At 47.3% G+C, this 14,634-nt stretch carries 10 protein-coding genes, 1 tRNA gene and 1 pseudogene; 8 read left to right on the top strand and 4 right to left on the bottom strand.

What is annotated here, in order from left to right; genetic code table 11:
• Positions 1 to 59: 59 nt before the first annotated feature.
• Complete coding sequence (locus tag ANPL_RS04060; protein ID WP_169193459.1) at positions 60 to 1,310, bottom strand: iron-containing alcohol dehydrogenase; 1,251 nt, start codon at positions 1,308 to 1,310, stop codon at positions 60 to 62.
• A gap of 221 nt (positions 1,311 to 1,531) precedes the next feature.
• Between ANPL_RS04060 and ANPL_RS04055 the strand changes: the two genes are divergently transcribed.
• From ANPL_RS04055 to ANPL_RS04040, 4 genes are all read left to right on the top strand, one after another.
• Positions 1,532 to 2,263 (top strand): F0F1 ATP synthase subunit A, encoded by a 732-nt coding sequence (locus tag ANPL_RS04055; protein ID WP_236822906.1) that lies wholly within the window; start codon positions 1,532 to 1,534, stop codon positions 2,261 to 2,263.
• A 191-nt stretch (positions 2,264 to 2,454) separates the two neighbouring features.
• Positions 2,455 to 2,679: a F0F1 ATP synthase subunit C gene (locus ANPL_RS04050; protein ID WP_169193457.1), complete on the top strand. Its 225-nt coding sequence runs from the start codon at positions 2,455 to 2,457 to the stop codon at positions 2,677 to 2,679.
• Between the two features lie 6 nt (positions 2,680 to 2,685).
• Positions 2,686 to 3,186 (top strand): F0F1 ATP synthase subunit B family protein, encoded by a 501-nt coding sequence (locus ANPL_RS04045; protein WP_169193456.1) that lies wholly within the window; start codon positions 2,686 to 2,688, stop codon positions 3,184 to 3,186.
• Positions 3,186 to 3,680: a F0F1 ATP synthase subunit B family protein gene (locus tag ANPL_RS04040; protein ID WP_169193455.1), complete on the top strand. Its 495-nt coding sequence runs from the start codon at positions 3,186 to 3,188 to the stop codon at positions 3,678 to 3,680. Before ANPL_RS04045 ends, ANPL_RS04040 begins: the two co-directional genes overlap by 1 nt.
• A 1,102-nt stretch (positions 3,681 to 4,782) precedes the next feature.
• Here the strand turns inward: ANPL_RS04040 and ftsA are convergent.
• Together ftsA and ANPL_RS04030 are read right to left on the bottom strand one after the other, a co-directional pair.
• Entirely contained in the window at positions 4,783 to 6,021 is a 1,239-nt protein-coding gene (gene ftsA / locus ANPL_RS04035; protein WP_410518193.1) for a cell division protein FtsA, read from the bottom strand.
• Between the two features lie 75 nt (positions 6,022 to 6,096).
• Positions 6,097 to 7,632, bottom strand: coding sequence for a TrkH family potassium uptake protein (locus ANPL_RS04030; RefSeq protein WP_236822811.1), 1,536 nt, complete (start codon positions 7,630 to 7,632; stop codon positions 6,097 to 6,099).
• Between the two features lie 95 nt (positions 7,633 to 7,727).
• Between ANPL_RS04030 and ANPL_RS04025 the strand changes: the two genes are divergently transcribed.
• The 4 genes from ANPL_RS04025 (at position 7,728) to secA (ending at position 14,090) form a co-directional block, all read left to right on the top strand.
• Positions 7,728 to 7,812 (top strand) — tRNA-Ser (locus ANPL_RS04025).
• Positions 7,813 to 7,827: 15 nt separating this feature from the next.
• On the top strand, positions 7,828 to 9,201 hold the full coding sequence (gene tilS / locus ANPL_RS04020) for a tRNA lysidine(34) synthetase TilS (RefSeq protein ID WP_169193453.1): 1,374 nt from the start codon (positions 7,828 to 7,830) through the stop codon (positions 9,199 to 9,201).
• Between the two features lie 20 nt (positions 9,202 to 9,221).
• On the top strand, positions 9,222 to 11,057 hold the full coding sequence (ftsH, locus tag ANPL_RS04015) for an ATP-dependent zinc metalloprotease FtsH (protein WP_174764270.1): 1,836 nt from the start codon (positions 9,222 to 9,224) through the stop codon (positions 11,055 to 11,057).
• Positions 11,058 to 11,465: 408 nt separating this feature from the next.
• A complete protein-coding gene (gene secA, locus ANPL_RS04010; RefSeq protein ID WP_169193452.1) occupies positions 11,466 to 14,090 on the top strand; it encodes a preprotein translocase subunit SecA in 2,625 nt (874 codons plus the stop codon).
• A 168-nt stretch (positions 14,091 to 14,258) separates the two neighbouring features.
• Here the strand turns inward: secA and ANPL_RS04005 are convergent.
• A pseudogene (locus ANPL_RS04005) lies at positions 14,259 to 14,634 on the bottom strand (P44/Msp2 family outer membrane protein); the annotation flags it as partial.

Raw genomic sequence — 14,634 nt, 5'->3', positions numbered from 1 at the left:
ACGGCGTAATGCGGACGTGAAGCTGCCTCGTACCTCCGGCTTACAACCACTTGCACCATCTAAGCAACATTTATCCGTGCATGGTGCGCCAAATCAAGAAAGGTAAACCGATCCCTGGTAACAAACGCAATGTCGGCAATTCTATTATACTTTTCTGTAGACCATCCCACATGCTCAGGCACATTTGGCGCACCCAGATACTTAAAAATATCCTTCATACGGGCGACGTCATGGACCTTGGTGTCGACAATATCAGATATCTGCCCCCACTTTTCGCATATGGTATTGTTCAAATGTTCGGCTTTCTCAGAATCTATGGACTTTTTAGACAGCGTAGCGCAAAACTCATCCACAAAGCACTCTCTAAAATACTTCCGCAGAGTATCTGCAGCAAGAAGGGTTGCGTGCAGCTTCGGCCTGGAACTGCAAATGCTTTTCTGCAGTTTTGCCATGCACATAGTTGCCACTCCAATGCGCTCACCGTGTAAAAAACTGTGATTATCTAAAAGCTCTGTTGCGCTAGCTACAATGTGCTCCCCCTGACTTGCAGACTGACTACCACCGACTATAAGCATACCAATACCAGATAAGATCAGGGCCTGCATCAAAACCATAGTAGCCGTCCTATCTCTATGTACTAATCCCTGATAATTTTCCAGCAGGGCTCTAGAGCAAGTGTCCGTTATGTCAAACGGTACTTCACTATATGGAGTCCCCAACAGCAAGTGTGAAATCCACCAATCTGCCTTTACTGTAGCTCTACAGATGAAATCAGCAAACCCGCTGTTTATCATCCTTTGCGGTGCATTACTCAGCACCCCCACATCCATATAAATAGCTTGTGGCAACTTAGCGGGAAGCGACTTCTTTATGCCGTTCTCCATAGTTATCGAAGCCGTGGGAGAGGCATATCCATTCATTGATGGAGCCGTGGGAAACGACACATATTCCTTCCCCTCGATGAAGCTAGCATATTTGCACATGTCATTAATCGAGCCACTACCCAGTGCGACTATGAAGTCAGAATTCCTCGATACTTTCCTAATGCTATCGACAAGGTACTCTGAAGCGTTATACTCGCCTTGGATGATGTAGTGATCCATAGACTGCACGGTAGATGAATCAAGCAAACGCACGGTATTCGAATCCGCAACGAGAAACCCTCTTCCTGGGTGCTCCGTAATAACATCGGGAAGATTCGAAAAAAACTTGTCGCTCACATGCACAGAACGCGCTACGTACTCAGCAACCCCGCCATGTCCACTTGCAGCCATGGCAGGCATGGCCATATCCAAAAACTCAGTAGCCATAACAAATACGCCGACAGATGCGACCAGTATACAACCTCCCCCCAGCAATAGCAAACGTGCTGCGCTCACTCTTGCCGCGTATGCCGTCTAAGGCACTGAGGCTGTCCTCCCATGTTATAATCAAAAATTTACCAAACATCCGCCAACATTGCCACAACCTGGTTGACGAGCGGGGTATTCTGCATGATACTGAACCCTTAGAAAGTAACTTCGGGAAAAGCTTGAGTCCGTTAGAGCAGTTTAGGGTGGTGAAATTGCTTGAAATTCCTACCCCGTTTGGTGGTTTGGACGTGAGTTTTACCAACTGCGCCCTTTTCATGGTCTTAGCATCGTTGGTGTCTGTGGCCCTACTCCTCTTGGCACTGCGTAAGAGTTCCTGTGCTTCGCCGAGCCTTTCTTACACTGCTGTGGAGCTTATCTACGACTTCGTTGCGGATGCCATAGAAAGCAATGCTGGGCCGGCGGGGGTGCGGTATGTGCCTCTAGTTCTGACGACATTTTTGTTTGTGCTTGCCTGTAATTTGATTGGCATTCTCCCCTTTGGGTTTACCGCCACTAGCCATATATCGGTAACATTGGCGCTGTCGATGGTGGTATGTGCTGGGGTAACCGTGATAGGCTTCAAACATCGAGGTCTGCATTTTTTAGAGATATTTTTGCCACAAGGCACACCCATGTGGCTCGCGCCCATGATGGTTTTCATAAAACTCTTTGCATACCTGGCACGTCCTGTGAGCCTGGCGATTAGGTTGGCTGCTAACATGATAGCGGGGCATACAATCATAGCTGTCATTGCGGAATTTGTGTTGAAAATGCATCCGGTGCTCGCGCCGTTGCCGTTTGCCTTCATAATGGTGCTAATTGCGTTCGAGATTTTCGTCGCAGTGCTGCAGGCCTATATTTTCACCGTCCTGACGACTGTGTATTTAGCCGATGCCGTGACGGAACACTGAAGTAATCCATCTTTAAAATATGTCCAACAAAAAAGTGCGGCTAGTGTACACGTGACCTGTGTGAATATGAACACATGGGTCTGGTCGCGCCTTGTATTGCACGAATCGCGAAGCGAAAGGTTAATTACTAATTGACTTCATGCGGCCATATAATATAATCTGCATAATTGAAATTTGCACTGGTGGTGGTAATGGACTCTCTTAGGTTTGTTGCTGTTGGGCTGAGCGTCCTCGGCATGGTAGCGTCCGCTTTGGGTGTAGCTGCTGTTTTCTCTTCCATGCTGAATGGTATTGCTCGCAATCCAGAAACAGAGGACAAATTGAAGAAGTATGTCTACACAGGGGCTGCCTTGGTCGAAGCAATGGGTCTGTTCTCGTTCCTTTTGGCTTTACTGTTGATCTTTGTTGCTGGCTAGACTTGCATGGACGTAGTCCCTCAACTTGATTTCTCTCTCTATCCTTCGCAGGTCTTTTGGTTTTCTGCTGCGTTTCTGTCGCTGTATTTTGTGGTGAGAGGCGTAGTTTTACCGAAAATACACAAGGTAAATGCGGGGAGAGTTGCGATACTTGACGAGGGTGTTGAGATGTCGGAGCGTGCCTATGAGAGAGCGCAGAGTGAGCTACTGAAACAAAAGGTTGCGCTAGAACGTGCAGAAATGGAGACGCAACGGTTATTAGAAAAGGCACAGAATGAGCTGGACGAGATAAGGTGGTGTGTGTTCGCTATGCTCGAAACCGAGTTGGAGGAGTTGTATGGGGCTACCGAAGAAAACTTGGAACGCATTGCACAGGTTGAACGGGAAAACTTGATGGGGCTGGCCGCGGAGGTTGCCCATGCGTATTGTACAGCAGTGTGTGGTGTAAGAAAAATACAAAAAGAGAGGCTTCGGGTGCTGGTCTCTAAGGTGTACGGAGGTAGATAATGATGGATAGTGCGCATCTGGTTGTTGATCTTGCCTTTTGTGCGGGAGTCGTTTTGGCTTATAAGGGTGCACGGCGTGCCATAAAGGGGTTCCTTGAGACTCGGAGACGGAAAGTCGAACAAGAGGTGAATCGGGGGCCGGAACTGACGAGGAAGCTAGACATACTGCTTGCGGGTGTTGCAGCAAAGAGCGCCGAAGTAGATACTCTGGTAGCGGAAGTGTTGCGACGCGCGGAGGACAAGTACAGGTCGATGTTGCAGAAAGGGCGTGAGGAACTTGAGCAGCTCGTTGAGGAACAAATCAACATGGCCACGGAACGTATAGAGCTCCGTGTGGAGGGGTTTGTCAGAACGTTGCGGATGGCAGCGGTTGATACTGCTGTCGATGCCACGCGCGGCTACCTGCGCGAGGAGCTGGAGAGCAAACCTGTCGAAGGAAGTGGAGAGATAACAAGTTTCTCTGACGATGAGGGCGTCATCAAGAAGCTGCATTAGTGTTGTTTGTACCTGAACAGCGTCTGGTGGGTGGGTTGTCAAGATGGGGCGTTAGCTGACAGAAAGAGACCTCTTTGTCATTGCTTGATCTGCTATTAAGAAGCCGAAAGAAATATCGAATAAACTGTTTGTCGGTGGACGACGGAAGTATCCGATCCGCAGATGGAAAGCACTTGCACGACGATATAATTTATTGATGGATTGTGGTTAAGAAAAGTGGCGCTGGAAGCAAGTTCTTAACTGCGTCACTCGGCGAAGGCGACCACGACACAGACCGGGGACTTAAGAAGCAAGCCAGAACTCGTGTGGCGCATCACAATAGTATCCCTCGCTAAGTGTTGTATTTAACAAACGGAAGCGCTTTTAAACTAATTATCGTTATGCATTAACAAGAAAACTGTGGAACATACCTAGGAAGGCTGCCAAAACTCACTGGTATCTACTACTTTTCCACAAGTAAAAACTCGATCAAATACGACGGGGGCGCACATATTTCCTTCTAAAAATACACACACATTCCTGAAGTTTTGAAAAAACATAGCCTCACAGCTCCTATTGAGACTCTCTAAACCGAAAAATACGACGTTGACATATCCAATACGACTGACCAGCATTCAGTAAATTCAACTGCTCAACCTGGCCCGTGCAAGGGTCCAAACCGCCACAGCATAACCCCCTATCCTGCAGTTCGATTAAGTTTGAAGAAGATTCTCCTAGAACAACTACCGCTCGCCGCGGGGGTTACAACCCAGTGCTGTTCTAAGACGAAAAAACACCTACCACTTTTAAGCTCAGGGTGCTAAGACAAAATCACCCGCAGCTAGCAGCTCCCGTGAACTGCTCAAAAACGTAGAAACTTTTACAACAGGAAACATTAATAAGCGCAGCACTCCCTTAAGGTCATACTGCCACCCATCTACGCCAAGAATCATGGTTATAACGTGGAGTGTGATTCAACGTATTGCCTAACAAACAAGAATACCTGCGAGAGCTTCACCGCAATGTGTGCCAACACATGGTACTTGCTTTGTGCCACTGAGAGAACCCCTAGATCACATGTCATCATAGGCTAAGCCAGCCAAAAAATTATGGATGCCACCGGCTACGTCTCTACCTTAGTTATTATCCAACGGAGAACTTTCTCAACGCTGCTATGCGTTCTGTGCTGTCTTTTTATTTGGGTGCTACCGGAAAAAGTACGCGCTATCAGCATAGCCGTGCCTACCGCTGCAGAAAACTCCGGACGTCCACCATATTCTTGCCACATACCCTTTATGTGAAACGGGGCACCAATCCTCACTTGCCTACCGAGAACCGCCCCGGCAATTTCTTTGATGCCAGTTAACTTACTACATCCCCCAGTAATGACCACCTTGCCTACCACATCCTTATGCTCGTCTATACGGCACTTTACAAATTCCAAGATCTCTTCAACACGCGGCCGTATGATGTTGGCAATGTCCAACCTGGCGACACACTGCGTCTCGCCATCCATATTCTCAATCTCTACGGAGTAGTTTTTATCCGCCGAAGTCTGCACCGCACTCCCGTGTAGCATTTTTATGCGTTCTGCATCTCTAATGCTAGTACAGATACCGTACGCAACATCCCTAGTGATATGAATACCACCAAACGGGATGCTATCCGCATGGACAAATTTTCCCTTATAGAAGAACCCCATGGAAGTGTAATGCCCTCCCATGTCTATAACCAAGGTACCCAGCTCGCGTTCGTCCTCTGTTAGGCACGATATTCCAGATGCGTACGACTCTGCAACACATCCCCCCATACTAAGGTTGCTCACAGTAATACTATTCTCTATGTTATACAGTGCCGTCTTCGACACTGTGACAGCATGCACATCAGCTCTAAGCTGCTTACCACAGAGTCCGGTGAGGTCCACCACGTTGTTCAAATCGTCCAAATGATAAGCAAGTGGCACGTTGTGAATAACTATATCTTCTCCCCTGAACTTCTCATAGGTCTTTAGCATTACTCTCCCGATGTCACGCCCAGAAATTTCCCTTACATTCGATGAAACTTCATTAGAAACACTGAAAGATCTGACACCACACCCCGCTACGCTAACGTAAACCTGACTAATCGTCTGTGCCGATACCTGCTCAGCAAGGTCTATACTAGATAATATCGAACTCCCAGCACTGTGCTTATTAGCAATTGCACCACCGTTGATTCCCTCTGATGCCTTATGACCAACACCCAAGATTTCTGGTATACCCTCGCTATTTACCCTAACCACAAGGCATACCATCTTCGTAGATCCCATGTCGAGAACTGCAAAAACGCTCCTCCTGGGCTCCGTAATAACCGCAGAATGCAACAACCTTGTCCTCTTTATAAACAGCTGATATACCCGGGTAGGTACTACCGCATATTATATAGTTATGGAAACATATCAAGCATTTTCCTGCACCTTGAAGATTCTTCTACCGTAACATATACCGATCCGTAATACTGTGTAAAAGAATATAAGAACAGGTATTATTTCCAGCCTTCCTAGTAACATTATAATACAGAATACTACCTTTGCTCCAGCGCTAAAGCCGGCAAAATTTCCTGCAGGGCCGACGATTTCACCAACCCCAATGCCAGTGTTAGACAGTATAGCGGTCACAGAAGTAACTACTGCAGCAAAGTCGTATCCACCCAGTGCTATAAATGCACAAGTTACACACAATATGCCAGACATAAACACAAAAACTACGAACGCCTCTTGATGTTCAGCACGTTTGCCGTCATTCCTTGGAGAAACCAATTCTGCCCCGCTCATCACGCCACGAATATATTCGAAAACGAAGCGGAATAGTCGATGCAACCTGTGAATCTTGAGCCCGCTATTAGTGGAGCCGGAACATCCCCCACAAATTGTTAACACTACACCGAATACTGAGATAAAAATCCAACCGCTGTAATCTGCATTACTGTAACCAGTAGACGTACTAAGTGAAATTATTGTGAAAGCCGCATACCTGAGCGCTTCCCAGACCGTGAGCCCTGCAGTATTACCGCTATACAAGCTTATAGTGCTTATAATTACACTAAGCACAATCACTGCAAGATATGAAAGGTACTGTGAGCTGTGAAACTTTCCATCTAGCAACACCTGCAAATACGCTACCAATGGGCAGGACGCTGCAAGCATAAACACCATAGCAATGATCTCTATTTTAATGTTGTTAAAGTGCTTTATGGAGTCGTCGTAGTTGGAAAAACCGCCCGTTGATACCGTGGTAAAAGCGTGGCAAATCGCGTCGAAAGTAGACATTCCAGCTACCCTGTAGGACAGCATACATAGCACCATCAGCGATAGGTACACACCCACAATGCAGGCAACCGTCTTAAAGATGCCAAAACGGAATTTCCTCCCGACAGCTTCAGGGCTATATATTCCCTTCAAGCCCACCATTCTCATCCCCGGCAGAAGAAAAATCCCAATAGTGATAACCCCCAAACCTCCCATTGCGTTGAGCATGGCCCTCCACAGCAGTATGCCCGGAGACTTTTTATACAGCTCACTCATAACCGTAGCGCCGGTAGTAGTAAGCCCAGACATGGACTCAAAAACCGCATCCATCAGACCGAGCCTTGCCGTGGATGATAAAAAAAACGGAACGGCAGAAAGAAACCCCAGGACGATCCACACAATACATGTCAAGTATATTGCATCATTACCCTGAAACGAGCGGGGTTTTTTTCCACCTACCAGACATCCCAAACCCACAGTTAACGATAGAAGATCGGCTACAGCAAAACTTTTCCAATCATGCCCATCTATCAAGTTTACTGACAGTGGCACCAACAAAAACACGGCGAGCATGACGGAAAACATGCCCACAAAAAACACTGCAGCTCTCCACCCAAAGTCATGTTTGCTCTTCTTCATAAGCAGTATTAACCGCAGCCCATAAATACCGTGCGTTGTACTTAACATAGCCTCTACAGAAGGCAAGAGCTTTCTTAGAGCCGAACAAAACTTTGCATCCCAAATTGTACAAATTGTGACTTTTCTGTTAGAATGCGGCCCAGGGAAGGATGGCTGAGTGGTCGAAAGCGCACGCTTGGAGAGCGTGTACACAGCAATGTGTCGGGGGTTCGAATCCCTCTCTTTCCGTGAGTTGAGTGGGCTGTGACGTTTGAATCTAGGTCCTTGGAAAAGCTATACAGCATGGTGCCTCCTGAGCCATATGCAGTGGCTGTTTCCGGTGGCATAGACAGCATGACTTTGATGTTGTTAATAGCCCTGTGCCACAAAACGCGCTCCGTTAGATTACCAACAATCTTAACTGTTAATCACGGCTTCCGTGCCGAAGCGGTAAAAGAGGTGGAGTTCGTCAGAGCACAGGCACTTGAACTGGGGCTGGAGTGCCATATCCTGCAAACAAATCGTAGTGTAACCAATAAATCTCAGGCCACGGCCCGAGAAATCCGATACGGCCTCATTGGCCAATGGTGCCTAGCGCATGGCGTGCAACATGTTTTAACCGCACACACGAAAAATGACCAGGCTGAGACTGTTCTTTTACACCTGGAACGTGGCAGCGGCCTAGACGGCCTAGCAGGAATGTATGAACGTTCGACGCGTGACAATTTTGTCATTGTCCGTCCGCTGTTAGATTTCACGCGCGAAGAAATACTGGAGTACGCGCGCGCAAAACAGCTATCTTGGATCGAAGACCCAAGCAATGACAGTCCGAAATACCAAAGGACTTTTTACCGACGTTTTGTCCGTGATCATGAAGAGCCAGAAACATTGGTCAATCGCCTATGTACAACTGCACAACATATGCAAAAAGCACTTAGGTGCATTATGTATTACCTACAAGAAGCAGCTGAAAAGTGTCTAGAGTTCAACTCCCTGGGATACTTAACAATCAGAGCTGGCGTTTTCCGTAGTGTTCCAGAAGAAGTAGCAAGAAGATTACTCCTGTATGTCTTTATGACGATAGGCAACAAAGACTTAAAACCGAGGTATGCGAAGTTCTTACCAGCATTTTGTAAAATCTGGGAAGGGCGGGATTTTAGCCCCTTCACCATATCAGGTTGCAAGGTTATCAATGTGACAGAAAATGAGGTGATAGTTGCCCGGGAGGTGGCGCAGATCAGCAAGACAAAGCCAATAAATGGGCAAACTTGCATTTCGTGGGACAACAGATTCGAGTTAAGCTTTCATGATATAAACCATGAAAGCGTGCAGCGGGCGATACAGGCGCTGTCACACAATAAACTCCAGGATTTCAGCGAAGACACTGGGAAGCCTAATCTCGTTGCTACCGACCTGAGCCTAGAACTGTGGGTAGCACCACTTAACACTGCGCCCATACCCGATTCTTTACGCTATATTAACAGAGACGTTGTTAAAGGGCTGCCTGTACTGGTCTACCGTGGTGAAGTTATTGCTTATCCATTGCAAAAAGACGGCATACATGGTATCCCTTCCATTAGACTTGAGAGGGTCTTACTCAGGGAAAGGTTAATTGGCCTAGTTTGTAATCAGCTTTAACTATTCAGGAGTCGCTTGCAGTGAACTTTAGAAAAGTGATCGAGGGGTTGATTGTTTGGTCAGCCGTAATAGCGCTTGCTGCCATGCTGTATACAAACTTTGGTGACAAGTTCATCGGCACAAAAGAGCTGAGCATACCATTCTCGGAATTCCTGGTTAAGCTCGACGAGGGAAGCGTTGCAAGTGTGAGGATAACAGAGCGTGACATCTACGGTAGGTTTATCACTGGCGAAAAGTTCCGAACTAGTGGCGTAATCTACGATAGCCTGATCAAAAACTTGCACGCTAATCGGGTAATGTTTGAGTTTGCTTCGGATGAGACGTTCCTAAGCATCCTAGGTAGCCTCCTGGTATCTTGCTTGCCAATGCTATCGCTAGTGGTCATATGGTGCCTTTTTCTAAAACAACTGCAAATTGGCGGCAACCGGACAATGAGCTTTAGTAAGTCTCGCGCCAGGTTACTTTCAGACCATAGGGGTAAGGTTACCTTTGACGATGTAGCAGGCATAGACGAGGCCAAAGAAGAGCTTGTGGAGATTGTTGAATTCTTAAAGCATCGGCAAAAGTTTCAGAAACTTGGCGGAAAGATTCCCAAGGGCTGTTTGCTTATTGGATCACCAGGAACCGGAAAAACCCTGCTAGCCAGAGCCATAGCCGGCGAGGCTAACGTCCCGTTTTTCAGCATTTCTGGGTCAGACTTCGTGGAGATGTTTGTCGGCGTCGGCGCAAGTAGGGTACGTGACATGTTCGAACAGGGCAAGAAGCATGCACCTTGTATTATCTTCATAGATGAAATTGACGCTGTGGGACGTCATCGTGGCATAGGGCTAGGAGGCGGCAATGACGAACGGGAACAAACTTTAAATCAGTTGCTAGTTGAGATGGATGGGTTTGAATCCAATGAAGGCGTGATAATAATTGCAGCAACCAACCGTCCCGATGTGCTGGACCCTGCCCTACTCCGGCCTGGACGGTTTGACAGACAAGTTACCATCTCTGTTCCGGACATAAATGGAAGAGAGAAAATATTGGGTGTCCATTCAAAGAAGGTTCCTCTAGCCCCTGATGTTGACATACGCGTTGTGGCACGGGGTACTCCTGGATTCTCTGGGGCTGACCTGGCCAATTTGGTCAATGAGGCTGCGTTGATCGCCGCGCGGATGAATAAGAAAATTGTCACCATGAGCGATTTTGAATACGCACGCGACAAGGTGATGATGGGAGCAGAAAAGAAGTCGTTGGTTATGCGTGAAGAAGAGCGCAAGCTTACCGCGTACCATGAAGCTGGACACGCAGTAATTGCCTTTCATTGCCCTGCGTCTGATCCAATCCACAAGGCTACAATAATCCCTCGCGGTAGGTCATTGGGGCTGGTTATGAGATTGCCCGAAACTGATAGAGTGTCGATGACACGTGAGAAGATGCTGGCTGATCTAAAAGTCGCGATGGGTGGGCGGGCTGCTGAGGAACTGATTTTTGGATACGACAAAGTGACTAGCGGAGCATCATCTGATATAAAACAGGCAACAGAACTTGCCAAAGCAATGGTAATGAAGTGGGGTATGAGTGACGCTGTAGGACCGCTGTATCATAGCGACGAAGGAAATGAGCGAATCTCTTCCAACCTGGCAAACCTGGTAGATGACGAAGTCAAGTCTATAGTTTGCGCCGCCCTAACCGGCGCTAAAGAAATGCTCACCGAGCATTCTGAAGCTTTGCACGCCATAGCAGAGAGTTTACTGGAGTTCGAGACACTGACCGGAGAAGACATTGCCAATATAATTGCCGGCAAACCTATAGAGAGAGATGGGGGCACCGGCGAGCGTCCTCTGAAGCGGTCTTTTGTACCGCACTAAAACACATTACACTGCTGGAATTTAATTTGGGCAGTATGCAATCCAAGCATAGGGCGCTTTACCACTACCAGAACCCCATTTGGCCATGTGTTGTATGAACCTAAAGAAGCATCGGGAGAGCACTCACATTATTTTGTGCAGCCATTAATGGCACAATTCTAAGTGTGCAAGTCGTGAAAATTACCTCAGGCACAACATTGCTAGTTCATTGACCGGTTAACCTATAAAAACACCCCAATGGTGCCCAAAGCTGCTAACTAGTAACTAATCCGTTACTAACAGCGCTAAACATGGGGTTATCGTTTAGAAAGCTCCGGCCTATAGCCAATATTACCTAGCATCCAATTCTGTTGTGCTTTTCAGCGCTTGCGCATATAATTCTTCCTCCTGTGTTCAAGAGTCGTTCTTATGTGGAATATAGCAAAGCGTGTGTTCTGGCATAGTAGCTTCGGGGCCCGCGAGGCATCTTTCCGCAAAATAGTAAAGGACATAAACCGGCTGGAAGATGAAATGGCTGCCCTCACCGATGAGGAATTGTTCTCCAAAACGGCAGCGTTCAGGGAAAGGTTGGACAGCGGGAAAGACACGGTAGATAGCCTTTTGGTGCCAGCCTTTGCTGTGGTTAGAGAAGCCTCACGCAGAGTGCTGGGCATGAGACATTTTGATGTACAGTTGGTAGGCGGCATTGCACTACATCATGGCATGATTGCCGAAATGAAGACTGGCGAGGGAAAAACACTTGTTGCAACCCTTGCTGCATATCTGAATGCGCTCACGCGCGAGGGTGTACATGTGGTAACCGTGAACGACTACTTGGCTAAGCGTGACTCGGAATGGATGGGCAAGCTTTATAATGCTCTGGGAGTCAGTGTAGGGTGTATTACGGGTGTATCTTCCGACGAGGCACGTCGTGCTGCTTACACTTGCGATATATTATATTCTACCAATAACGAACTAGGGTTTGACTATCTCCGCGATAACATGAAATTCAGCCGAGAAGAGATGGTGCAACGTGGGTTTCATTACGCGATAGTGGATGAAGTTGACTCTATACTAATAGACGAAGCCAGAACACCGCTGATTATTTCAGGCCCGGTAGAGAGGGACAGTTCACTGTATAAAAAAGTGGACGCCTTGGTTAGAGAGCTCACTGAGGCAGATTACGAGGTCGATGAAAAAAACCGCACTGCCTTCCTTACCGAAGACGGAGCAGCAAAAGTAGAAGAGTTATCGTGTGCCCGAGGTCTTATTCCTGAAGGCTCATCCCTGTATAACACCGAGAACGTGGTGGTGATGCACTATGTGAATCAGGCGTTGCGTGCTCATAAGCTTTTTGCGAGCGACCGTGATTACATAGTCAAGGATGGCAACATTGTAATCATAGACGAGTTTACCGGACGGATGATGGAAGGTAGGCGCTATTCCGATGGGTTGCACCAAGCCTTAGAGGCGAAAGAACGTCTCACAGTTAACAATGAGAACCAGACACTGGCCTCAACAACGTTCCAAAATTATTTTCGGATGTATAAGCGGTTATCAGGCATGACCGGCACAGCGCAGACCGAGGCTGATGAGCTAATGGGTACTTACAATTTGCGGGTAATGCAAATTCCAACCAATGTTCCAGTGCGCCGCGTGGATTTGGATGACGACATATACTGCACTGAAGAGGAGAAATACGAAGCAGTTATAGATTTCGTAATTGAGTGTCACAATCGTAAGCAGCCGGCGTTGGTTGGGACTATTAGCATTGAAAAATCTGAACTTTTGTCGCGGATGCTGACCGCAAAGGGCATTACTCACTCTGTACTGAATGCGCGATATCATGAACAGGAAGCCTATATAATAGCGCAAGCCGGTAAGCCTGGGGCCGTAACTATCGCCACTAACATGGCGGGACGTGGGACTGATATCCAGCTAGGTGGGAACCCGAAAATGCTCGCAAAAACCGAGCTGGCTGGGATAACCTGTGAAAAAACGCGAGCCGCTAAACTACGGAAGTTAGAAGAACAAGCCGAAAAGGATAAAGAAATAGTAATGCAAGCCGGAGGGCTGTGTATAGTGGGCACAGAACGCCACGAAAGCCGTAGAATAGATAATCAGCTCAGGGGACGATCTGGCCGGCAGGGGGATCCAGGCTTATCAAAGTTCTTTCTGTCATTGGAAGATGGTCTGTTAAGGATTTTTGGTTCAGACAAGGTTAAGGTTATGCTCAAGAAATTGGGCATGAAGCGGGGCGAAGCAGTGCAGCATAAGTGGATTAGTAAGGCCATAGAGCGTGCACAGAAGAAGGTTGAAGCCAGAAATTACGACATCAGGAAGTCGTTACTGAGGTTTGACGACGTCACCAATGAACAGCGCCGTGTAGTGTTTGAACAGCGCAATCAAATACTCGATAGGGAGTCGTACGACCTGGCGCCTTTATATAACTCTTTGAACAAAGATATAGTTGCCCGAATTGTGCAAGAGAAATACTGCGATTTCAACAACGAAGCTTCTGCAGCAGCTATGTTGACTGAGATAGAGAGAATATACGGTACTTCCCTTGCTGTAGAAGACCTCAAGAAGCTGGAGACCAAGGAACAAGCCGTGGAATATCTGGATGGATTGGCAGACACTATATTGAAGAAAAAAATCGCCGAGTTTGGTCGAAAAAGTGATAATCTGTGGAATTTCGCTGCTAGGCGCGTTTTGATAACGTCGCTGGACGGCTTATGGACGGATCATCTAGCAGCACTAGAGAGCTTAAAATGTGGTATAAACCTACGGTCTGTAGGGCAAAAGGATCCATTAAATGAGTTTAAAATTGAGGCCTTTCTCTTACTGCAAAGTATGTTCGGAAAGTTCTACGAAATGGTCATCCGGAAACTCTCTCATATAGAATTGGAGGAACCACATTCCCAAAACAGTTTTGACAATGTGTATGCATATGGCCACAATGGCGCATTATTTGAAGACGTTGCCAGGAACGATAAGTGTCCCTGCGGCTCTGGGAAAAAGTTCAAACACTGTCACGGCATGATACGAGTGTAGACACAGAACACCTTAGAACTTATCAGAACGCGGACTACATTCGCCTGCTCCACTGGTGATAACAGGAGAACACGCCTTCAGCATACGTAATAAGGGATCGTGGTGATTTTGGAAGAGCACACTTGAGTACTATGCCATGTGCACATGGCTATTGCGCAATGCTCATTACTAACAACCATTCAACATTACTGACGTTGTCGACACCGCACGGATCTCCACTACCTCACCACCGGATATAGTCCTGGTTAGTAGGCCAGCTACCTTGTTCTTTTCAGCGCTGGTTAGTTCTCTATTCAACGCAGTACTTAGGTCTTCCGCTTTCGCGGCGCTGTCGGTGTGCCCGTTAGGCCATGCTTTGCCTTTGTCGCTAGCATCTACGCCAGCCTTCGTAAATAGTTTACTGAACTCCACGGTGCTGTCCGTGCCGCCATTCTGCAAGCACTTCCAGCTGCCGTCGGTATTACCATTGTTCTTCTTACAAACCTTCTTATCAATATCCTTTGCCGATGTGCCAACAGCCTCAGCAAATTTAACGATCTCCGCC

The organism is Anaplasma platys, assembly GCF_012790675.1.
GTDB classification, from domain to species: Bacteria; Pseudomonadota; Alphaproteobacteria; order Rickettsiales; family Anaplasmataceae; genus Anaplasma; species Anaplasma platys.
This window is presented reverse-complemented; position numbering and strand designations above follow the sequence as displayed.